General features: G+C 45.9%; 20 protein-coding genes and 1 pseudogene. 16 read left to right on the top strand and 5 right to left on the bottom strand.

Going from position 1 to position 23,348, the window contains the following annotated elements:
• The first annotated feature begins 67 nt into the window (after positions 1-67).
• The 3 genes from RIE73_RS10270 to acs all read left to right on the top strand — a co-directional run bounded on the left by RIE73_RS10270 (position 68) and on the right by acs (position 6,950).
• On the top strand, positions 68-646 hold the full coding sequence (locus tag RIE73_RS10270) for an HNH endonuclease (RefSeq protein ID WP_446401095.1): 579 nt from the start codon (positions 68-70) through the stop codon (positions 644-646).
• Between the two features lie 273 nt (positions 647-919).
• The gene (locus RIE73_RS10265) at positions 920-4,804 is read left to right on the top strand and encodes a WD40 domain-containing protein (RefSeq protein ID WP_446401094.1); all 3,885 of its coding nucleotides are present in this window, start codon (positions 920-922) and stop codon (positions 4,802-4,804) included.
• Positions 4,805-4,979: 175 nt separating this feature from the next.
• Complete coding sequence (acs, locus tag RIE73_RS10260; RefSeq protein WP_446401093.1) at positions 4,980-6,950, top strand: acetate--CoA ligase; 1,971 nt, start codon at positions 4,980-4,982, stop codon at positions 6,948-6,950.
• Positions 6,951-7,127: 177 nt separating this feature from the next.
• On the opposite strand, the gene RIE73_RS10255 is transcribed toward acs, so the two are convergent.
• Positions 7,128-7,901, bottom strand: a complete 774-nt coding sequence (locus tag RIE73_RS10255) for an HAD-IIA family hydrolase (RefSeq protein ID WP_446401092.1) — start codon at positions 7,899-7,901, stop codon at positions 7,128-7,130.
• Positions 7,902-8,567: 666 nt separating this feature from the next.
• Between RIE73_RS10255 and iscB the strand changes: the two genes are divergently transcribed.
• Entirely contained in the window at positions 8,568-9,875 is a 1,308-nt protein-coding gene (gene iscB, locus RIE73_RS10250) for an RNA-guided endonuclease IscB (RefSeq protein WP_446401158.1), read from the top strand.
• A gap of 107 nt (positions 9,876-9,982) precedes the next feature.
• Positions 9,983-11,059 carry an ATP-dependent 6-phosphofructokinase gene (locus tag RIE73_RS10245; protein ID WP_446401091.1) on the top strand — a complete coding sequence of 359 codons (1,077 nt, stop codon included), beginning with the start codon at positions 9,983-9,985 and terminating at the stop codon, positions 11,057-11,059.
• 259 nt (positions 11,060-11,318) lie between these two features.
• On the opposite strand, the gene typA is transcribed toward RIE73_RS10245, so the two are convergent.
• Together typA and RIE73_RS10235 are read right to left on the bottom strand one after the other, a co-directional pair.
• Entirely contained in the window at positions 11,319-13,109 is a 1,791-nt protein-coding gene (typA, locus tag RIE73_RS10240; protein ID WP_446401090.1) for a translational GTPase TypA, read from the bottom strand.
• A 283-nt stretch (positions 13,110-13,392) separates the two neighbouring features.
• Complete coding sequence (locus tag RIE73_RS10235; protein ID WP_446401089.1) at positions 13,393-13,830, bottom strand: hypothetical protein; 438 nt, start codon at positions 13,828-13,830, stop codon at positions 13,393-13,395.
• A 114-nt stretch (positions 13,831-13,944) separates the two neighbouring features.
• Here RIE73_RS10235 and RIE73_RS10230 point away from each other — a divergent pair, with 114 nt between their 5' ends.
• A complete protein-coding gene (locus tag RIE73_RS10230; RefSeq protein WP_446341286.1) occupies positions 13,945-14,166 on the top strand; it encodes a helix-turn-helix domain-containing protein in 222 nt (73 codons plus the stop codon).
• Between the two features lie 165 nt (positions 14,167-14,331).
• Here RIE73_RS10230 and RIE73_RS10225 read toward each other — a convergent pair whose 3' ends face one another.
• Complete coding sequence (locus RIE73_RS10225) at positions 14,332-14,532, bottom strand: hypothetical protein (protein WP_446401088.1); 201 nt, start codon at positions 14,530-14,532, stop codon at positions 14,332-14,334.
• A 175-nt stretch (positions 14,533-14,707) separates the two neighbouring features.
• Between RIE73_RS10225 and RIE73_RS10220 the strand changes: the two genes are divergently transcribed.
• The 10 genes and pseudogenes from RIE73_RS10220 (at position 14,708) to RIE73_RS10175 (ending at position 22,371) form a co-directional block, all read left to right on the top strand.
• Positions 14,708-14,920: a helix-turn-helix transcriptional regulator gene (locus tag RIE73_RS10220; protein WP_446337038.1), complete on the top strand. Its 213-nt coding sequence runs from the start codon at positions 14,708-14,710 to the stop codon at positions 14,918-14,920.
• 48 nt (positions 14,921-14,968) lie between these two features.
• Positions 14,969-15,178: a helix-turn-helix transcriptional regulator gene (locus RIE73_RS10215; RefSeq protein ID WP_446401087.1), complete on the top strand. Its 210-nt coding sequence runs from the start codon at positions 14,969-14,971 to the stop codon at positions 15,176-15,178.
• A gap of 130 nt (positions 15,179-15,308) precedes the next feature.
• Entirely contained in the window at positions 15,309-16,484 is a 1,176-nt protein-coding gene (locus RIE73_RS10210; RefSeq protein WP_446401086.1) for a DUF262 domain-containing protein, read from the top strand.
• A 3-nt stretch (positions 16,485-16,487) separates the two neighbouring features.
• Complete coding sequence (locus RIE73_RS10205; protein ID WP_446401085.1) at positions 16,488-17,564, top strand: MAE_28990/MAE_18760 family HEPN-like nuclease; 1,077 nt, start codon at positions 16,488-16,490, stop codon at positions 17,562-17,564.
• A gap of 210 nt (positions 17,565-17,774) precedes the next feature.
• Entirely contained in the window at positions 17,775-18,803 is a 1,029-nt protein-coding gene (locus tag RIE73_RS10200; RefSeq protein ID WP_446401084.1) for a serine/threonine protein kinase, read from the top strand.
• Positions 18,804-19,006: 203 nt separating this feature from the next.
• A complete protein-coding gene (locus tag RIE73_RS10195; protein ID WP_446401157.1) occupies positions 19,007-19,669 on the top strand; it encodes a TIGR00266 family protein in 663 nt (220 codons plus the stop codon).
• A 24-nt stretch (positions 19,670-19,693) separates the two neighbouring features.
• Positions 19,694-20,371: a TIGR00266 family protein gene (locus RIE73_RS10190; protein WP_446401083.1), complete on the top strand. Its 678-nt coding sequence runs from the start codon at positions 19,694-19,696 to the stop codon at positions 20,369-20,371.
• A 78-nt stretch (positions 20,372-20,449) separates the two neighbouring features.
• On the top strand, positions 20,450-21,148 hold the full coding sequence (locus RIE73_RS10185; protein WP_446401082.1) for a TIGR00266 family protein: 699 nt from the start codon (positions 20,450-20,452) through the stop codon (positions 21,146-21,148).
• A 68-nt stretch (positions 21,149-21,216) separates the two neighbouring features.
• Positions 21,217-21,507: pseudogene (locus tag RIE73_RS10180) on the top strand (transposase); the annotation flags it as partial.
• A 60-nt stretch (positions 21,508-21,567) separates the two neighbouring features.
• The gene (locus RIE73_RS10175; RefSeq protein ID WP_446401081.1) at positions 21,568-22,371 is read left to right on the top strand and encodes a M48 family metallopeptidase; all 804 of its coding nucleotides are present in this window, start codon (positions 21,568-21,570) and stop codon (positions 22,369-22,371) included.
• A gap of 298 nt (positions 22,372-22,669) precedes the next feature.
• On the opposite strand, the gene RIE73_RS10170 is transcribed toward RIE73_RS10175, so the two are convergent.
• A complete protein-coding gene (locus tag RIE73_RS10170; RefSeq protein ID WP_446401080.1) occupies positions 22,670-23,296 on the bottom strand; it encodes a restriction endonuclease subunit R in 627 nt (208 codons plus the stop codon).
• Positions 23,297-23,348: the final 52 nt, after the last annotated feature.

The following is a 23,348-nucleotide window of genomic DNA, read 5'->3' as shown; positions in this document are numbered from 1 at the left end:
GATTTTCGTCTACAAATCAGTTTAACAGTCGATAATATCTCGACCATTAGGTTTAAAACGGTTAACTGTGGATAAAAAGCAAAACATCAGCGGCTTGAGAATTCGTCAAGTCAGATTACAACGCGGTCTAGATCAGGTTGAATTAGCAGCGGCTTTAAATGTCGATTACGGAGTCAAGCTAGAGCAATCCGATATTTCAGAAATTGAGCGTCAAGTGCGCTGTGTGAAAGATTACAAAACCTATCAACTTGTCAGTTTAACCTTAAGTGAAAAAAGAGTGCCGCGAATCAAGCTGTCTAATTTAGATTGGCAGAAAATTCTGGAGCAATGCAATTATAAGTGTGCCGTTTGTGGTCGTTCTGAACCTGAGGTTAGATTTCAACAGGATCATAAAATTCCCCGGACTAGAGGGGGTGGCAATGAATTGAATAATTGGCAACCTCTGTGTGATGAATGTAACAACTTTAAGAGTACATCATGTCGTGGATGTCAGCTTGAGTGTGAGCAGTGCAGTTGGGCATTTCCTGAGCGGTTTGCTCCACTTCGTTTATCTTCAGATAATATTTTGAAGTTGAGACAGTATGCCGCTATGACAAACTCAGACCCTCACGACTTGCTCAATTGGATTGTCAATGAATTTTTTTAAAACAGGTAGGTTAAATGTGAAAAAAATAACTGACGCTAAACTATTCTATTTCACTCAATCTGCCAGAGGTAAAGGGTAAAGGTGCGTTACGCTGCGCTAACGCACCCTACGACGACTAAAATTGTGGAATAGATTTGACCATTGAATCGGGCGCAAGTCTTTGCGCCCCTACAGTTTCCGGGCGTAATTCTAATTCATCAAATAAGGTGTGACACGCCACTACAACGACGAATGACAAATGACAAATGACCAATGACCAATGACCAATGACCAATGACCAATTTAACTCGTTTCACTAAATACTACAAAGTGGGTGGGGGTTTAAAATATAACCACCCCACCTACGTTCAACGAGCGGCTGATGACCAATTGTATGAAGCGCTGCTGGCGGGAAACTTTTGCTATGTGTTTAATACCCGACAGATGGGGAAATCCAGTTTGCGGTTGCGAACACTTCATCGCCTTAAAGCTAGAGGGTTTCATTCGGCTTCGATTGATTTAACTAATCTGGGGAGTGAGACGATTACGCCAAAGGAGTGGTATCGCGGACTTTTATATGAATTAATCGATAAGTTTTCCCAAATCCAAGAGTTTAATCTGAAAACTTGGTGGGATGAGCATGAGGGTTTATCCCTAATTCAACTATTCAGTCGATTTATTGATACGGTTTTATTGGCTCGGATTCCCCAAGGAAATATTCTGATCTGTATTGATGAAATTGATACAGTTCTGGGTTTAAAGTTTCCTACAGATGATTTCTTTGCTTTAATTCGATATTTTTATAATCAACGGTCAGAGAATGCTAAATATCAGCGACTCACGTTTGCTTTGTTTGGGGTGGCGACGCCTTCGGATTTGATTGCGGATAAAAAACGCACGCCGTTTAATATTGGCAAAGCCATTGATTTGCGCGGATTTAAGATAGCCGAGGTGGAGCCTTTAGCTCAAGGCTTGAATCCAAAAGCTAAACACCCCATGGAGGTACTCCAGCGAATTTTAGACTGGACGGGAGGACAACCGTTTCTCACCCAAAAACTCTGTCAGTTGGTGGTTAAATCTTCTAACATTATTGAGGCGGGTGAAGAAGGGGAAATTATCGATAAATTGGTGTTAGAACGCCTGTTAATGGATTGGGAAGCAAATGATGAACCGGAACATCTGCGAACGATTCGCGATCGCGTCCTGGTCAACCCCCAATTAACGACCCGACTTTTGGGGATTTATCAGCAATTACTTCAAGGTATTTCTATTCCCAGTGATGACAGTCGGGAACAGATTGAACTGTTGCTTTCGGGGTTGGTGGTTAAGCAGCAAGGCTATTTACGGATTAATAATGCTATTTATCAAGCTGTCTTTAATCTCAACTGGGTACAAGCACAACTGAGTCAATTACGTCCCTACTCTCAAGCAATTGAGGCGTGGATAGCTAGCCATCAACAGGATACTTCCCGACTGTTGCGGGGACAAGCGCTACAAGATGCCCTACTGTGGTCTCAGGGAAAGCGTTTAAGTGATGTAGATTATCAATTTTTGGCAGCGAGTCAAGATGCAGAACGCCAAGAGATTGAACAAGTCTTACAGGTACAAAAAGAGCGAGAACAATATTTTAGAACGATCGCCGATGCCATACCACAAATTGTGTGGATTATTGAAGCCGATGGTAAATTATCCTATATTAATCAACGGGGATTGGATTATTTAAACTGTACCTTAGCGCAAGCAACAAGCCAAGAACGATTTGTCTTTTGTCATCCCGAAGATATAGCGCGATCGCAAACCGCTTGGCAACACTGTTTTCAAACCGGAGACCCCTATCAGGTGGAACTTCGCCTGAGAGATGGTCAAGGGAACTACCGTTGGTTTTTGCAACGCGCCACTCCCCTGCGGAGTCCTGATGGGGAAGTTGTAAAATGGTTTGGCACCAGTACCGACTTAGAGGAAATTAAGCGCATTGAGGAGGCAAAACGACTTAAAGAAGTAGAAGCGCGACTGCTGCAAGAACATAAAACCACCCAACTGCAACGGAGTTTATTAGCTACAGTGACTGTGGCATTTGTGGTAGCCAGTGGGTTGGGATTATTCACCCGGTTTCAGAAGCGTCAACTGGCGGTGAGAGAGGTGCAAGCGCTAACAATTTCTGCTGAAGCCTTATTTGCCTCAGATAATCACTTAGAGGCATTATTCACCGCAATTAAAGCATGGCGGCGATCGCAAAATCTAGCCGTTGTGACTCCAGAGTTACACTCTCAAACTGAGCAAATTCTGCGCCGCAGTGTCTTTCAAGCCGACCAATCCAATCAACTGTTAGCCCATAAAAATGCTGCCCAAACTGTTGCCATCAGTCCAGATGGTCAACTGATTGCCACTGGGGGTCAAGATAAAATGATTAAACTCTGGCGTCGAGATGGTAAGCTTCTAAGGAGTTGGAGGGGACATAAAGATATCGTCACTGCTGTTGAGTTTACTCCTGATGGTCAACAACTCGTTTCTGCCAGTTGGGATCAGACAATTAAGCTGTGGAATTTAGAGGGTACAGTATTACGGACAATTCAGGCACATCAGGATTTAGTCCGGTCGATTGCCATTAGTCCAAATGGTCAACATATTGCCTCAGGGAGTGAAGATGGCACTGTCAAGCTGTGGCGGTTAGATGGTACACTGCTAAACACCTTTATCGGGCATGAGGATGCAGTATGGTCGGTGACGTTTAGCCCCGATGGGCAGATGTTGGCGTCTAGCGGTTTCGATAATACAATCAAGCTGTGGAATCTTGACGGAACCCGACTCAAAACCCTTAAAGGTGTTAATCACCGAGATCAGTCCTCAGAATTCAATCGCATTGTCAGTCTGGTTTTCAGTCCTGATGGTCAACGGTTAGCAGCCGGAACCTGGTATAACAGGATTCAGATTTGGCAGCGTGACGGGACATTGGTACAAACTCTCACAGGACATGAGAGTACCGTGATCAGTTTAGCCTTTAGTCCCGATGGGCAAACTCTCGCCTCCGCCAGTTGGGATGACACGATCAAACTTTGGTCAGCAGAGGATACTCTGCTGCAAACCATTCAGGCAAATCAAGAAGGAATTTGGCAGATCAGCTTTAGTCCCGATGGTCAAACCTTGATGTCATCCGGGGTCAATGGGACACTACGCCTGTGGCGGTTCAACCCGTCTAGTTTAACCCGACTCCGAGGTCACTCCAGGTCAGTTTGGGGTATTGATTTCTTCCCCGACACTCAGAAATTAGTGTCCGTTGGCAGCGATACGACACTCAAGTTTTGGCAACCTGATGGGACGCCCATTAAAACCCTGAAGGGAGATTTGAATCAACTGTGGGGGATTGATATCAGTCCTGATGGTTCCTTGATTGCCTCAGCCGGAGAGGATACAACGGTTAGACTATGGGGGGCAGAGGGTGCACCTCTGAGAACCCTGAAGGGACATCAAGATACCGTGTTTGAGGTGACGTTCAGCCCGGATGGGGAGTTGATTGCTTCAGCGAGTTGGGACAAGTCGATTAAAGTCTGGCGGATTGATGGTAGAGTATTAACCACATTGCTGGGACATAAGCATGAGGTGAACACGGTGGCGTTCAGTCCCGATGGTCAACTCCTCGCCTCTGGCAGTTCCGATGAAACGATTAAACTTTGGCAACGGAATAGTTCTGGGGGATTTGCCTCGGATGCGATACAAACATTGAGGGGACACAGTGATCAAGTTTGGGATATCGCCTTCCGTCCCGATGGTCAGCAGTTTGCCTCAGCCAGTGCCGATCGCACAATTAAACTATGGACAAGAGACGGGCAGTTAATTAAAACCTTAGCAGGACATAGCGATCGCGTCCAAAGTGTTACCTATAGCCCCGATGGTCAGTTTCTGGCTTCAGCCAGTTGGGATCACACGGTTAAACTGTGGCGCAGTGATGGCACGTTAATCACCACATTACCGGGTCATCCGGATCGTGTCTTTGATGTTGCCTTTAGTCCCGATGGTCAGATTCTCGCCTCTGCCAGTTTAGACCATACGGTGATTCTCTGGAAATTGGATCAGGTGGTGGATGTCAACCCTGTTCTCCAACAGGGGTGTGACTGGATACGGGATTATATTCAGACTAGCCCGGAAGTTGAACAGCGCGATCGCTCTATGTGCAACGATTGATTGGGGAATAACAGTTATCAGTTTGGTGTAGGGGCGACCCGCTTACACGAATTAACAATTCTATTTGTTACAGCAGATGTAGCAGATGCATCAAAGTGTATGCTTTTGCGTATGATATGATTATCAGTTTTTTAATTAACCGCTACGATTATCGTCTCGTTTAAGGAGAAAAACGATGTCACAAGCGACCATAGAATCCGTCCTTCAAGAAAAACGTCTGTTTAATCCACCGAGTCAGTTTAGCCAAGAGTCCCATATTAAGAGCATGGAGGAGTATCAGCGCCTCTATGACCAAGCGAAAGCTGATCCAGAAGCCTTTTGGGGTCAACTGGCAGAACAAGAACTGCACTGGTTCCAGAAATGGGATCAGGTGCTGGATTGGCAACCCCCGTTTGCTCAGTGGTTTGTCGGCGGTAAACTAAACATTTCTTATAACTGTCTCGATCGCCACCTGACTCCTGAACGACAGGACAAATTAGCCTTGATTTGGGAAGGCGAACCCGGAGACTCCCGGAGCTTCACTTATGCTCAGTTGCATCGGGACGTCTGTCAAATGGCAAATGTTCTCAAACAACTGGGCTTGAAAAAAGGCGATCGCGTGGGGATTTATATGCCGATGATTCCCGAAGCGGCGATCGCCATGCTGGCTTGTTTGCGAATTGGCACACCGCATACGGTGGTGTTTGGGGGGTTTAGTTCTGAAGCCCTCAAAGACCGACTCTTAGATGCCGAAGCTAAGGTAGTGATTACGGCGGATGGCGGTTGGCGCAAGGATGCGATCGTCCCGTTGAAAGAACAAGTAGACAAAGCCTTAGCCGGGAATAGCGTTCCCAGCGTCCACAGCGTTCTGGTGGTGCAACGCACAGGTCAACAGATCGGTATGGCACCGGGACGCGATCACTGGTGGCACGATCTGCGATCGGGTGTCTCTGCGGATTGTCCAGCCGAACCCATGGACAGTGAAGACCCCGCCTTCATTCTCTATACCTCCGGCACCACGGGTAAACCTAAAGGTGTGGTTCATGCCACAGGTGGGTATAACCTTTATACTCATATCACCGCAAAATGGGTCTTTGATCTGCACCCCTCGGATGTCTTCTGGTGTACTGCTGATATTGGTTGGATTACGGGTCACAGTTATATTGTGTATGGTCCCTTATCCAACGGTGCCACCACCGTTATGTATGAAGGGGCGCCCCGTTCCTCGAATCCCGGTTGTATGTGGGACGTGGTGCAAAAATACCGAGTCACCATTTTCTATACCGCCCCCACCGCGATTCGGCTATTCATGAAAATGGGGGAACATTTACCCAAAGCGCGAGACTTATCCTCGCTGCGATTACTGGGAAGCGTCGGTGAACCAATTAACCCAGCCGCTTGGATGTGGTATCACCGCGTCATTGGCGGCGAACGCTGTCCGATTGTGGATACCTGGTGGCAAACCGAGACAGGGGGAATCATGCTCACGCCTCTACCCGGTGCCACACCCACAAAACCGGGTTCTGCTACTTATCCCTTCCCCGGAATTGTCGCTGATGTGGTGGATTTAGACGGCAATCCGGTGGGCGATAACCAAGGGGGCTATTTAGTGGTTAAACAGCCGTGGCCCAGTATGATTCGTATGGTTCACGGCAACCCCGATCGCTTCCGTCGCACCTATTGGGAGCATATCCCGCCCACAGATGGAGACTATCTCTACTTTAGTGGGGATGGCGCTCGGCGAGATCCAGACGGTTACTTCTGGGTCATGGGTCGAGTTGATGACGTGATTAACGTCGCCGGACATCGCTTGGGAACGATGGAAGTCGAATCATCCCTCGTCTCTCATCCCGCCGTCGCCGAAGCTGCTGTAGTCGGGAAACCCAGTGAGGTGAAAGGGGAAGAAATTGTCGCCTTTATCACTTTAGAGGAAAATTACACCGCCAGTGACACCTTAGCCAAGGAATTAAAACAGCACGTTGGACAAGAGATTGGCGCCTTAGCGCGTCCTGGTGAAATCAAATTCACCGAAGGATTACCCAAAACGCGATCGGGTAAAATCATGCGGCGGTTGTTGCGATCGCTCGCGGCGGGTCAAGAGGTAACAGGTGATACTTCGACCTTAGAAGATCGGAGCGTCCTCGACAAATTACGGGGTGGCGCTTAATGCGGAGGATCTTGTAGAGACGTGCCATGGCACGTCTGGAAGCAGGTGAGATTGTAGCTGATCAATGTAGGTAGGGGCGCAAGGCTTGCGCCCTTACCCAGTTGACGCATGAAACCTATTCGCTCAAGCGATCACCTTCTACAATAGAAGCATCAGACTTAGCAGATATCACATCAGTCAAGGGACTAAATCCCCCACTCCTGACAAAATATAGTGGGGACGATAGGCAAAACGGATTAAATCCTCTTGGCGTGTGACTCCAGATAACACCAACGCCGTCTCAATTTCTGACTCAATCCCGGCGATGATATCGGTGTCCATGCGATCGCCAATGATGGCTGTATCCTCGCGACGACAGCCTAACTTCTTCAGAGCATGGCGCATCATTAAGGGATTCGGCTTCCCGACAAAATAGGCTTTCGCCCCCGTCGCCAGTTCCAACGGGGCAATTAACGCCCCTGTTGCGGGGACAATTCCTTTTTCACTCGGTCCGGTTAAGTCGGGATTTGTACCAATCAGTTTTGCCCCGTTAATCACTAACTGCGCTGCATGTTCTAATTTCTCAAAGCTATAACTGCGCGTCTCGCCCACCACTACATAATCTGGGTTAGTATCGTTCATCGAGAACCCAGCATCATACAGCGCATTTGTCAACCCTGCTTCCCCAATCACAAAGGCACTTCCTCCGGGACATTGTTGAGCCAAAAATGCCGCCGTCGCCAAGGCGCTGGTGTAGAAATTCTCCTCCGGCACTTCGACGCCCAACCGCTTCAGCTTCTCCCGCAACTCCCGAGGCGATCGCTCGCTACTATTGGTGAGAAACAGAAATTTCTTGTCCGACGCCTTTAACCAGTCCAAAAATGCCTCCACTCCTGGCAGTAAACGGTTGCCGTGGTAAATCACGCCATCCATATCACAAATAAATGCCTGTTTGCCGCGTAGCTCATTCATGGAAACAAGGGACTCAAAAGCCTTGACGTCAGAATCAACAACGATGATACCAGCCTGGGTGGAGAAAAGATATTGGTCTTCCCCATCACCAATCACGACTCCTCAATCACCATGTTTCCCACCGCAGTGCTGCTTGATACTCTCAGATCAAAGAAAATTGGCTATCTTGGACTAGATGTTTACAGACCAGCAAGGGTTGAGATTTTTTGCCATGAAGGGATCGAGAACCATATTTGCCAACAGGGGTTGACGCTGACTACCCTAGACTTACCCCTGATCAAGCGTTTTTGAGGCAAACGACTCTCAAGAGACGAGTGCCACAACTGCATCACTCAATCGGACTGGCGCTCAATCCTAATTCAGCTTGATCCTAATCCCGTAACAGCAAAACTGTAGTTGTGGTTTCAGGGTGTTGTCAGACTGTGTCAACGACCAACGCTTCATCCCTTTGGGGATAGAAGCGGGGCGTGAAAACGCCCAGAGTTGACCAGCCTAAGTCTTAAATGACTACGTTATTGAGGGCATCACACCTATGAATGCGTTGAGCCAGTTTATAGCTCTGTGGCTTGTCATTAAACATCCGAGTTGGGTTGAGGAAGTGTGGCAGGCATAACAAACTTCAATAACTTTGGCGAGGCTCACATTACCCGTTTAACGGAGGACAAATTGTCTAACTTTGTTTTCGTTCTCGATACCAATAAACAGCCACTTGACCCGATACATCCAGGGCAAGCTAGGCGATTACTCAGTAGTAAAAAAGCTGCCGTGTATCGCAGGTATCCATTTACTATTATTCTCAAGCATCTGTCCCTTGAACCTAACTCTACCCCAAGTCAAATCAAGATTGATCCAGGCGCAAAAGTGACCGGGTTGGCACTCCTGCAAGGTGACAAAGTTATCTGGGGAGCCGAGCTTACCCATCGCGGATTTGCAATTCGAGACGCGCTCTTGACTCGTGGATCGTTCCGCAGGGGTCGCAGAAGTCGCAAGACAAGATATCGACAGGCGAGATTCCTTAATCGAACTCGCCCCCAAGGTTGGTTGCCCCCTAGTTTACTAAGTCGAGTCGAAAACATTTTGACTTGGGTGAAACGGTTAATTAAGTTCTGCCCTGTGTCAAGTATCGTGTCGGAATTAGTGCGATTTAATACGCAGCTAATGCAAGACCCCACCCGACAAAAAGAAGGCTACCAACAAGGAACCCTTTATCAGTATGAGGTGCGTGAATATGTTCTCGAAAAATGGGGTAGAAAATGTGCTTACTGCGGTGTTAAAAATGTTCCGCTTGAAGTCGAACACATTCACCCCCGTAGTCGAGGTGGCTCTAATAGACCCAGTAATCTGACGCTTGCTTGCGTACCTTGTAATCAGGCTAAAGGAAATCAAGATATCCGAGACTTCCTTAGTTCAAAACCTGACCTCTTAAAACGAATTTTGTCTCAAGCCAAGCGTCCTTTAGCTGATGCCGCCGCCGTCAATTCAACTCGATATGCATTACTTAATGCTTTAAAGAAGTTAGGTTTACCTGTCACCACAGGGACGGGTGGACAAACTAAGTACAACCGAGCCGTACAGGGAGTCAGTAAAACCCACTGGCACGATGCGGCTCTTGTGGGAGAAACGCCTCAATTGCAGTTTCTAACCAATAATCCTTTGCTGATTACCGCTAAAGGTCATGGGGTCAGACAGCGAGTGATAACAGACAAATACGGGTTACCAAAACAGCATCGGGGTCGATTCAAGCTGTCTCACGGTTTTAAGACCGGAGATATTGTCAAAGCCAGTATTCCCAAAGGTAAATATGCGGGGCATTATGACGGATTGCGTATAGCCATTAGAACCAAGCCAAGTTTCGCATTGTATCCAAAAAATGGAGGTAAACAATTTGATACTCATTGCAAATATCTCAACACTATTCATAAAGCGGATGGCTTCGCCTTTTCATTTGTTGGCGGCGATTCCTCCAGCGCTTGACCTATCGGTACAAGCGTGGGACCCTCGCCGCATTTTTGCTGGATGTGATGCATCAAACAGCCTTCGTTAAAAACTATCCACAATAGAACACAACTTGAGATTGACCTATGGAAACTCGCAAACGGATTGGTCTACTCACCAGTGGCGGTGACTGTCCCGGATTAAACGCGGTCATTCGCGCTGCCGTTAGACATGCTACCTTGAGCTATGATTGGGAATTTTTAGGCATTCCCTACGCCACCCAAGGGTTATTGGAAGGCAAATCAGTCTCACTGAATGTTCATGGTCTAGATAGCCGGGGAATCGACCCACTCCTGAGTACGGGCGGTACTATCCTCGGTTCAATTAATAAAGGGGATACTGAGGCTCAAGCTGAGCAGATTATCGCTGGTTATCAGAAATTAGGTCTGGACGCCCTGATTGTTGTTGGGGGTGACGGGAGTCTGGCGATTATGAACCAGCTTGCCCATAAAGGGAATATGAAAATTGTGGGTGTTCCCAAGACGATTGATAATGATGTGGCATTCACGAATTTAGCCGTTGGTTTCGATACGGCGGTGAACACCATTGTTGATGCCCTATCGCGCCTTTCCTATACAGCCGCCAGTCACGATCGCGTAATGGTGGTTGAGGTGATGGGGCGCGAAGCCGGACATCTAGCCCTAAATGCAGGGATTGCTGGCGGTGCTGATGTGATCCTGATCCCGGAAATTCCCTATTCCATTAGCGGTGTTTGTAACCATATCACCGAACTGCGCGATCGCTGGAATCGCCGCTTTGCGATCGTGGTTGTGGCTGAGGGGGCGAAAACCATTGAGGGTCAAGAACGCTACTACACAGACGCCCTAGGTGAGGTCAGGCTACGGGGGATCGGAGATTATGTCGCCGATCAGATTTCTCACGTTAGCGGGAATATAATCGAAGCACGAGTAACAGTCTTAGGTCATGTTCAACGGGGGGGGGCGCCCTCGGCTTTAGACCGCTTACTCGCCACCTCCTTTGGCAAAACGGCTGTCGATTTAATTGCCAAGGATGACTATCAAAAAATGGTTGCTTGGCAAAATGGAGTCGTTGTCAGCATTCCCATTGATGAGGTGACTAGCAAAAGTCCGATTTTAGTGGATAGTCATCATCCCCTAGTCGAAACAGCGAAAGCCCTCGATACCTACGTTGGCGACTTGTAATTGACACCCTCACGGCGGTACTTAGACAGTTTCTGGCACAATTTTTACTTCATTTTGTCTAAGTACCGTTAAAGGGAGCTGGGCAAGCTGGGGAAGCGGATTACCAATGAACAATCAACAATGAACCATGAACAAAGGATGAATGACAAATAACGTTGCAAGCAAGTGTTTAAGATGTTGACGCCGAAACCTAAACTTTGAGCGCTAGTAATACAAAGTCTTAAATTGACACGGATGCACGGAGCGTGCGCCCCTACTGTTAACGCTTCACCAACTTCTTCGTCACCTTCCGCAACCGCACCGACTGGGGCGTGATTTCCACCAACTCTTCCGGTCCGATATATTCCAACGCCCGTTCTAAACTCATCTCAGCTGGCGCTTGCAACTGCACCAATTCATCCCCCGTGGCGGAACGATGGTTGGTTAACTGCTTGGTCTTACAAACATTCAAATCCAAATCTTGAGGACGGTTGTGTTCGCCGACAATCATACCTTTATACACCCGGGTTCCCGGTGTAATAAAGAATGCACCTCGGTCTTCGCCATTTTTCAAGGAATAGAATGTCGCCACCCCTTCCTCAAAGGCAATAATCACCCCATTGCGGCGGGTTTCCACATCACCGGAAATCGGACGATAATCCAAGAAACTGTGATTCATAATCCCATCCCCCCGCGTCAGGCGCATGAACTCACCCCGGAAGCCAATTAAACCCCGTGCGGGAATCACAAATTCCAATTGCGTGCGACCATTACCACTAACGTGCATATTCTGCATTTCGCCCTTGCGCTGACCCAACCGTTCAATACAGCCACCCACGGCGTCTTCGGGAATATCTAGCGCCAAGACTTCGTAAGGTTCGCAGGGTTGACCTTTCACTTCCCGATAAATCACCTGCGGCTGAGACACCTGAAACTCATACCCCTCGCGGCGCATGGTTTCAATTAGGATACCCAGGTGTAATTCCCCTCGCCCAGAGACTAAGAATTTATCCGGAGAATCAGTTTCATCCACACGCAGGGCGACATTCGTCTCTAATTCTCGCATCAAGCGATCGCGTAATTGCCGGGAAGTGACGTAATCCCCTTCCTGACCCGCAAACGGCGAATCGTTCACCGAGAACGTCATCTGCAATGTCGGTTCATCTACCTTAATTAACGGTAAGGCTTGAGGTTCATTGGGACAGGTAATCGTCTCACCGATATTAGCATTCGCAAACCCCGCCACGGCGACAATATTTCCGGCGGAGGCTTCCTCTAAATCAACCCGCTGGAGTCCTTCAAACCCCATAAGTTTACTAATTTTCGTCTTGACAATTTCCCCGCTTTCTGTAACTAAAGCCGCTTGCTGACGGGCTTTAATTACACCATTATGGATTCTGCCAATCACAATTCGACCCAGATAATCCGAATAATCCAGCGTCGTCACTTGCAATTGCAGAGGCTTGCTCACATCACCCACAGGCGGCGGCACATGGCGCAGGATGGATTCAAACAAGGGTTGCATATCCACGCCTTCGCCATCTAAATCCTCTTTGGCGTACCCTTGTAACCCAGAGGCAAACAGATAGGGAAACTCACACTGATCATCATCCGCCCCCAACTCAATAAACAAATCCAGGACTTTATCCACAGCACCGTAGGGATCAGCTTGAGGGCGGTCAATTTTATTCACCACTACAATCGGGCGCAGTCCTTTTTCCAAGGCTTTCTTGAGGACGAACCGGGTTTGGGGCATCGGTCCTTCATTGGCATCCACAATCAGGATACAACCATCCACCATCCCCAATACCCGTTCCACTTCCCCACCAAAATCGGCGTGACCGGGAGTATCGACAATATTGATTAAGATATCTTTATAGTGAACCGCTGTATTTTTAGACAGAATCGTAATTCCCCGCTCTCGCTCCAAATCATTGGAGTCCATAACGCAATCAGGAACCTCTTCCCCTTCACGGAAGATACCGGATTGTTTAAGCAGGGCGTCAACCAAGGTGGTTTTGCCGTGATCGACGTGGGCAATAATGGCAACGTTGCGAATCGGAAGAGTCATAAAGGCGTTAGGGAGTGATTTGAGAGAGGTTGATTTTACTATAGATTTCTTAATAATTGTAGCTTACACAAAGGGGGAGCGGGGGGCGGTAGGGCGAGGTTGTAGGGGCGGGTTTTACCAATACCGTTTTGCAGAAACCCCTAACTGAACTAAACCCGCCCTTTTTGGGGTGCGGAGTGGGGGATTGTAGTTTTATTCACATCTTGCACCAGCCAACCGCCTTGGGTTTAAACCCAAGGCTGAAAGCTCAAGTCAGCTAAAGCTGACTGGATCAGAGTTTTATTCAGAAGTTGAATGACTCTCTCTCCTTTTTGTATATGTTTCGCAGCCACTCTAGAGTTGCGCCCGACAGTCCAAATTGAATCCGGTTCACCAACTCTCCCCATTGATACAGTTCTGATAGAGACAGGGATTGCTCGAACTTCTGCTGGTAAAATGTCGCCCAAAAGTCCGGCGCTTTGTATCGATGCTTGCGCCAACGCCTACGCCAACAAAGGGTATCTTTCAGCGTGGGCGAGTCTACCCCTAAAATTGGCGGGATATCAGCATAACTGACAAACGTACTGATTCCCTTGCCAACAACGTGAATCACATATCGCCAGCAGTCAATGCGATAAATCTCGTCAGGATGGAGATTGAGCAGAAGCGCAATGGCTTCTCGGCTAACAAATCGCTGTAACGGATGAGTGGCTCTTGATTTTAGCGGAAGTGTTGATAACATAGGAGATGCGCCCCAAATCATGGGGTTGTAGATTTATGATATGGCGATCGCTATCTGGCTATATATTGGTGCGATCGCTTTTAATTTGCTTAATGTAGACGAAATTTAAACTTTATGTCAAGAGGCGAACGAGTTCGGTTGCGGATTAGGGAACTAGCGGCTAGGGAGAACTGGACGTTGCTGGATGTCGCTGAACGGTCTGGAGTCCCCTATAGTACCATCAAAACCTACGCGCGATCGCCGGGAATGACGATGGTAGATATTGGGGCGCTGCTGAAGTTAGCACGGACATTTGATGTATTGATTGAGGATTTGTTTGAGATTGTGCAAGAGTAGGTCATTTGTCATTTGTCATTTGTCATTTGTTATACTCGCTTCCGAAAAGAAGCAAGTTACGTCTTATGTCCTATGTAAGGATTTGAGGAATATTTATATTTTATAGATTAGCCCATGCCCGGAAACCGTAGGGGCGCACAGACGTGCGCCCTTTCCACCGACGTGCTAACGCGAGTTTAGCTGATTCTCTGGTGGTAAGCCCGGATTAAACATCACCACAAATTGGGCATTCGGCATCAGACGGCGGAGTATGCAAAGATGACCATCAGCATCGGAACGGCTACGATACTGTGCTACAGTGACTCCTTGCATTTTGGGTAGCAGGCGAACCAGCACCCAAGGATAAAGGCGTTGTTTGTAAGGCATAATTGACTTGTCTCCATCTGAAATTGGAGCCAGAGCCAGCGTCGTTCCGTGGAAAGTTCGTGCGCTGGCTCATGACTTGACCCTATATTACAAACAATTTTAGGGTTTTGTCTACTTAGATAAAATAATTTAAAGTTAAGGCAATCAGGAGGCGATGAGTTCAGGAAGTAAGCTGATGAAGCTAAGAAAACGGTTGGGACTAACTCAGAAACAGGTAGCGGATGCGGTAGGCGTCACGGATCAGACTGTCAGCAACTGGGAAGCTGGCAGATTTGAACCTCGACTCACGATTCGTCAGACACAGGCTTTATGTAGCATCTTGCAATGTCCTTTAGAGGAACTTCCTAGTTTTAATGATGCCCAAGAGTCAGACAGCAAACGTGAGTAACTGATTGGGAAAGGAATGTAGGTAAAGGCAAGACGCGATCGCTTAAAAATGGCTAATTTGGGAGAAAAGCTAAAACAACGACGAGAATCGTTGAATTTGACGCAACGGCAACTGGCTCATGAACTAGATGTAACGATAACAACGGTGAAAAACTGGGAAGCTGGCAGGCACATTCCCAAGCTATACCCAGCACAAATGAAAATATTGTGTGATTTGCTAAACCTTACCTTGGAAGAGTTAGCGGAGTGGCATATTTAGTAAATACATGAATAGGTGGTGCGTTACGCTCCGCTAACACACGATGGCGGCTTGGCACTGGAGTTTGCTGCCTCCTAGTTTTCAGTATCTCTATAATTGATAATAAACGCCATTTTGGAGTATATCGCTAATGCAACTTGCGCCAGCCGAAAAAACAATGTGGGAAACTCGCCCAGCGAAAGATCCCAAGAAAATGTCTGACGATGAAATTAATGCCAAGTACGAGAAACGAGAAAAAAGAATACTTACGGAAATGAATCGTGAGAAGCTGCCCAGTTTTGCCGATGCGCTAAAAAAACCTGGCTATATGGAGATTAGACCATTTTTCCAGCGTAGACCTCGTTGGAATAAAAAAATGCAATCGCGCCTAATTGAGTCATTTCTGATCAACATTCCTGTTCCACCCATTATTCTGTATGAAAAGGAATATAACTCCTATGAAGTCATGGATGGTCAACAGAGAATCACTACCATTCAAGATTTTTACGACAACAAACTAGAATTGACAGATTTAGAACTTTGGCCCGAACTGGAAGGACGCACTTATAATCAACTTCCCAAAAAAATTAAGGCAGGGATTGATCGTCGCTCTATTTCATCTATAGTGCTGATCACAGAGTCAGCACCTAATCAGGAAGAAGCACTTTATTTAAAACAGCTTGCCTTTGAACGCCTGAATACCGGAGGAGTAGATCTAAGTCGCCAAGAGGTGCGAAACTGTTTATACTACGGAGACTTTAACAAACTATTACTTGAACTGGCTCAAAATCCTATATTTACAAAAGCTTGGGGAATACCTATTGACGACAAGGAAGAACTTGAGAGAAACAGTTTATACAAAAAAATGGAAGATGTGGAACTTGTTCTTCGCTTCTTTGCCCTGCGACATACTGATAAATTTCATGGAAAACTAGAAGAGTTTCTTGACAAATATATGATTAAAAGCTTAAATTTTGCTGAAAAAGATATTGCTATGTTGAGAGACATATTTTTGAAAACAATTGACATTGTTTATCGGATCTACGGAGACAATTTATTTAACCCCAAACCGTTTGAACCTCGAAACATGAATTTTCAGAATCAGGCATATAAAACTTATTACGAAGCTGTAATGGTAGGGTTTAGCAATCATTTAGATAGTGAGGATGTCTTAATTGCTCGGAAACAAAAAATAATTGAAGCAACCCAAAAACTCTTTGAAGAAGACAAAAATAGGCTTTTAACAGGTAAAGGAAAAGCGAAAGCGGATATTCAGAAACGACTGGAACTATTCGATGATATGCTTAATCAAGTCATCAACAAATAAGTCATGATGTTTCAGGAGCGTCTGAAGACAGTACAGAGAAATATTTCGACTGTCCGTTCTATTATCCAAGTTAACGAAAAACTCATAAGAGCTGCTTTTGGAGATAAGAGTATACTCCCACAGGAATGGGGAACGGAAGCAGACTCTATCATTGCCCAACTAACACAGGATGCTCCAGAACCACGGGATTGGCGAATTTACGATCATTGTTCTGTAGTAACACGGTTATACGCTATTTATGAACGTTTTGTTGAAGACTTAATTCGAGAATGGATACAAGTTTTGCCAGATTTATTTCCAGTTTATGCAGATTTGGAAGAGAGAATTTGTAATACACATCGAATAGGTGTAGCTCGGTTACTGTTGGATATAACCAAAAATAGATTTGGACATCTTTCTGTTGAAGAGGTTATTAGAGGATTATTTTATGGAGCTAGTGGTACTGGAGAAAAGTATGAACTCCTCCCGGATGCATTTCTATTGCACGAGCAGAACTTACGCAAAGATACTTTAGATAAATTATTCGCTGATGCTGGTATTTTAAGTGCTTGGAGCTGGGTTGAAAAGCATAGAAAAATTAAGTATTTTGTTGAAGAAATTCGAGGGAGTGAAAATACAGCAGAGGGAGAACTCAATGAACTTATTGGCTATCGAAATGATGCTGCCCACGGTGCTTTCATCGATACTATATTAAGTTCAAATGCACTGTTAGAATTATGTGATTTTGTTGAAGCGTTGTGTCAAGCGTTAGCTGAGTTAGTCACTTGTCAAATCATTAAGCAGCAAACATCAACAGGTCAAGCTCAAGAAATTGGTCGAATTACAGAATGGTTTAAAAAATCCCAGGCGGCAGTTGTCAAGGTAGAGGAAAAGGTAGAGGAAAAGGTAGAGGAAACAACTTTATCAGTTGGAACAAGTGTTTTTCTGATGGGTGAAGCCTACTGTCAAGTAGCCACGATTCAAAGTATTCGCATTAATGATGCTGATCAGGAGTCAGTACAGACAAGCAGTGGCATGGAACTGGGATTAAAATTTAATGTCAAAGCCCGAAAAAAATTACGTTTATATTTGGTTAAATAAGCGAGTGCGAGTCTGTCCAACTAGGACAATTTGAGCAAGGGCGATCGCGCCCCTAATCTCAACCCAAAAGAGCCAGATTATTCTCCGAGTAATAAATTAATGAGTCATATCACCGCCCGTCGATACCCTCAGTTATTGTAAAATTTAGCGAATAGCACATTCTCTTCAGACTATGCCAAAATCGATGATATGTTTCACCAATTTTGAGCAATGACTTGGTCTTCTGGACAGAAGTTGCACGGCAACAATTATATTCTGGAAAAAGAATTAAAACGCGGACAATTTAGTGTCACCTATCTGGCGAGCGATCGCAAAAAACATCAATGGGTGGTCAAAACCCTGAGTGATCAGCTAATCCACGACTTCAACCAACCGGAAGTTGATCAAATTCAGGAAGCCTTTTTGTGCGAAGCCGTCAAGCTGGTAAAATGCAGACATCCCCATCTGGTGCAAGTTAAAGAACCATTGGTTGAAGGACATCAGGTTGGCATTGTCATGGAGTATCTGGATGGTGCCGATTTAGCCAGCCACGCCCAAAAGGGTTTGCCGGAATCAGAAGCGCTGCTTTATATCCAACAAATTGGCGAAGCGCTGAAAGTAATTCACGAGGCGGGGTTAATCCATCGAGATGTCAAACCCAGTAATATTCGATTACGCACCGATAACCAAGAAGCCGTGTTAATTGATTTTGGGTTAGCGCGAGGATGTGAGGATGCGTCAACCACGGTTGATACGCATACAGCCGATGGGTTTGATGCCTTAGAGCTTTATGATGTAGAGACTCCTCTGGGAACTTATACGGATGTTTATTCATTAGCGGCAACGCTATACTTTTTAGTCACAGGAGAAATTCCGCCCAAGGCAATGGATCGCTGTCTGTCGAAAGCGCGATTAATTCCGCCAAAACAGATTAACGAACAAATTAGCGATCGCACCAATGAAGTGATCCTGATCGGGATGGCGCTACAGGTTGAGGAACGGCCTCAAACCATACAGGAATGGCTGGATTTACTGGGATTGCAGCGCCAAATTCCTGGATCAAAACGCCAGAAGTCACCCATGATTTTAATCGGCGCGATCATCGCCATCGTGGGCGTGTTAGGTTTAATTGCGGCTTGGTTCTTGTTCAAACCTACAGCCGTCCCTCAACAACCCACACCTGTGCAAACACCGATCTCCTCGCTGATGCATACGCCAGTCAGTAGCGTTTCCCCAATCACCTTTTGGTCAAACGTCTAACGGACACCCTCCGTCTTCGTCAGGGATGATACCAAGTCCGCTTAAGTAACCCCCCTTCTCCCGTGGGTACTTTTTCTGTGGCATCTTCTGCCCTCTGCCTGATTATATTTTTTTAACCAGGGTTTATTTTTTTTAAGAAAACTGGACATTGGTACCATTACTGTCAAACTAAATAATATCTCTACATTGGAGGAGAGTTGGCAGTGGAGTATGAAATTCGCTACAAGCCAGCCTTTGCCGCTATTTTTCTGACACTCAATCCCGGTGACAGAATCACGGCAGAAGCAGGTGCGATGACCAGTATGGATGGTAGACTCACCGTGAAGACTGAGTTTTCGGGTGGCTTTATCCCAGGCTTACTCAAAAAGTTCTTTGGCGGAGAATCGTTATTTGTTAATACCTTTCGTAATCAAACGCAACAATCTTTAACTTTGGTTCTCACCCAATCCACCATTGGTGACATTGTTGGTGTGAACTTGCGCGGAAATTCTCTCTGCTTTCAACCCGGCGCTTATATTTGCCATACCCCTGGCGTCAAACTGGGGGTGCGATGGGCGGGTTTGAAGAGTTGGTTTTCTGGAGAAGGATTGTTCAAACTTCAAGTGAGGGGTCAAGGGAAGGTATTCTTTGGTGCCTATGGTGGATTGACGAAAAAGCGGGTTAATGGTGACTTTGTTGTCGATACGGGTCATTTAGTCGCCTATGAACCAACGATTCAGATGAATGTTGGTTTAGCGGGCGGTTTATTGGGTTCCATGACTTCTGGCGAAGGATTCATTAATCGACTGACGGGGACAGGAGAAATTTATCTCCAGTCTCGCAGTATTAGTGGTTTAGTCAGCTATTTACAGCCCAAATTGCGTTAATATAAAATCCTAAATTTTTTAACAATGAATATTGAACTGTTGCATCAACCCGATAGTGCGATCGCGCGTATTGTTCTGGAGGCTAATGAAGAGTTAGTGGCGCAAGCTGGCTGTATGATTGCCATGAATGGTTCTATTAACGCGAGTACCACATTACGCCAGGGAAAAGGTGGCGGGATCTTGGGTGGACTCAAACGCATGGTGACGGGGGAATCGCTATTTTTAAGTGTGTTCCGTTCACCAATTGCGGGGGGAGACGTCTTTCTCGCACCTAAACTCATGGGTGATCTTCTCGTCTATGAGATGAAGGGTCAAGAGTTAGTGGTTCAGGCGACATCCTATTTGGCTAGCGAGTCAGGCGTTGATCTTGATCTCGGCTTTCAAGGGTTTAAATCTCTGTTTTCGGGTGAATCCATTTTTTGGTTGAGTCTTAGCGGTTATGGGGTTGTCTTGTTAACCTCATTTGGTGGGATTTATAAAATACCCGTCAATGGGGAATATGTTGTTGATACAGGTCATATTGTCGCCTTTGAAAAAAGTCTGAATTTTGATATTACCAAAGCCGGATCGAGTTGGCTGAGTGCCTTTTTGGGCGGAGAAGGGCTGGTTTGTCGATTTAAAGGACAAGGAAACGTCTATTGCCAAACTCACAATCCTGGTGCTTTTGGTTCTCAGGTTGGTTCTCAACTCCCGCCGCAATGAGTGGGTTTAGGTTGAGTCTCGTCCCTTCACAGCAAGTGGACTTAAATGGTGGGAAAAATAAATAAAGGATAAATCATCATGAGTCAGCAAATTTCTTATAAAATAGAGCATTCACCGTCTTATGCGTCTTTGGTGCTTAACTTAAAAACCAATGAAACGGTTTTAGTTGAATCCGGTGCTATGGCGGCAATGGATACCTGTATTAAAATGAAGTCCAGGTCTAAGGGGGGCTTGATGAAAGGACTTGGGCGAATGGTAAGTGGTGAGTCCTTTTTTATCAGTGAGTTTACGGCTGAGGGCAAATCAGGACAATTATATGTTTCCCCTGGAGTACCGGGAGATATTTGTCATTATTATTTGCAGGGGAATGGCTTAATGATTCAATCCTCTGGATTTGTCGCCGCCAGTCCCACGGTAGAGATAGATACCAAGTTTCAAGGGTTTAAAGGCTTCTTTAGTGGCGAGTCCTTGTTTTTAATTCGGGCAACGGGAGTCGGGGATATTTGGTTTAGTTCCTATGGGGCAATTGTGGAAATTCCCGTAGCTGGGGATTATGTGGTAGATACCAGTTATATTGTGGCATTTGAAGATACGTTGAATTATAACGTAGAAATGCTGGGCGGGTTATCGTTTCGTGGATTAAGAACGGGGATTTTGGGGGGTGAAGGATTGGTTTGTCGGTTTAATGGAGAAGGGCGGTTATGGGTGCAGTCGAGAGAACTCTATAGTTTGATTAATTTCTTAAATCCCTTCCGCCCGACGAAGAGTAATAATTAGTATGTAGTGAGCGCTTTAGCGCTTCTAGGCACTAAAGTGCCGACTACGTACATACATAGGTACAAATTACTTCTTATCAATGGAATCGGGACGATAATGTAACCAGTCGTAAGGTGTGGTATCGTTATACCGATCGCGCTATTCGCTCAGAACGACATTATTTTGCTGCTTTAAACTATCTCCATTACAATCCAGTTAAACATGGCTGGAGCCAATCTCCTTATGATTGGCGTGAAAGTAGCGTTCATTGGTATTTGGCAAATTTCGGACGCCAGTGGTTGAGAGATGCGTGGATTGAATATCCTGTGCGTGATTACGGTAAAGATTGGGATGATTTTGAGGAAGATGGTCATTATTAGAGCGCTAAAGCGCTTACTACAGAACGGAGCGCTAAAGCGCTCACTACGAACGAATTTTCTATGCATAATGCTCCAACGAATCGCAATCCGCCGCCGAGTAATCGCCAACTCCTAATTTTATTGGGGTTATTTATCGGCTTTATTGTGGCTGTTTTCTGGCTGTTGAATCTGCTGGTCAATGGTTTAATTGGGATGATTCCGCCAAGTGTGGAGCAAAAATTGGGGGCAGTAATTGTGCCAGTTTATGAGAAACAAGCTAAACCGTCCCCAACGCAAGATACTCTGAACCAATTATTAGATCGTTTGGAACAGGAACTTCCCCCTGAACAACAAAAAGCGCGGGATTATCAGGTGCTGTATTTGCCAGAGTCTACGGTGAATGCGATCGCGTTACCGGGAGATGCTATTGTTATTTATCAGGGTTTACTGGAACAAGCAGAGTCTGAGAATGAATTGATGATGGTTTTAGCCCATGAGTTGGGTCATTTTGCTCACCGAGATCACCTGCGGGGTTTGGGACGAATATTGCTGGTACGGGTAGCCTTAGCCTATTTCCTCGGAGATGCAGGCGCCTTACAATCAGCGGCTTCGGGGGCGGTGGAAGCCATTGCGCGATCGCAGTATTCTCAGTCTCAGGAACGGGAAGCGGATGCGTTTGGTTTAATGTTATTAGATGACACTTATGGTCATGTCGCCGGGGCTACGGACTTTTTTGAGCGAATGAGTGAGAAACCCGGAGCCAATTTTGCCTTCCTGTCAACCCATCCCGCACCCAAAAAACGGGTGGAAGAGTTGGAACGTTTGATTGAAAAGCAAGGGTATGAAATCGGGACGCGATCGCCTTTACCAAAAACCTTGAAATGAACGATAAGTAGTGTCGTGGCACACCTAAAATGGTAGATGAGAATTGTAGGGGCGCAAGGCTTGCGCCCAGTTTATAAACGCCAAATCTATTCCACAATTTTAGCTGTGTCAGTCCAGTAGTCGAACAAAATTAAAGTTGATGGTTTAGATTATAAAGGAACAGGGAACAGATATTGTTCGCGTTTATACTCTTTAATTCAAATTTCGCTTCCACTTCGGATGAAAGTTCAAGTGTAATCCTGATCATATTTTACGGCGGGTGGGTAAGGTATACCTGATTTCATTTTAACGGATCAAATCAAATTAATTGAACCAAATGTTTCAGGATACTTAAGACACGATACAACTCATTCTCCCGTCGGCGCAGCACAAATTCATCCGATAAAGCGTACTGAGGGGGTTCTCCGTGAACTAATTTTGCAAACAGGAAATGACCCCCATTCGTTAACAGACCAAATACAGGTTTTTCCGGATTAGGTGTTCCTAGCATATAAGCCAAGAGTTGAGCCATTCCCGCTTCCAAACTAATTCCTGCCCGTTTCGTTTCAATTACCATTAACCAAAACTGCTCTTTTAAAACTAAAACATCAATGCGTCCTTCGATAATTAAGCCATCTTCATCGTTTAAAGCAATGGTGATTGATTTTTCCGGTTTGACGGTAAACGGCGATAGATAAAATCCAGCGATGAATAGCAAGGGATGAAGAACCGCCATTCTGATCGCATTTTCGGCGAATGGCGGTTTCTTGAGTAAATTCAGATATCCGGCTTTCAGTCTATCTAATGATTCTTTTTCCCATGCGCCAATCTCTGGTAAGTTATCTTGCCATTCCCGAAAAAATTGATCATCGACGATTTCTTGTAAACCAAAACTCGATTCTAATTCATCGATTTGGATAGTGGAAGCCTGAACAGTTTGAGTCATTAGTGCCGCTCTTGACTTGTCCTAGCGGTTGCCTAAGATATAAGTACAATAA

This window comes from Coleofasciculus sp. C1-SOL-03, from assembly GCF_040220555.1.
GTDB lineage: Bacteria > Cyanobacteriota > Cyanobacteriia > Cyanobacteriales > Coleofasciculaceae > Coleofasciculus.
The sequence above is the reverse complement of the archived record's forward strand: the minus strand, read 5'-3'. Positions and strand labels throughout refer to the sequence as shown.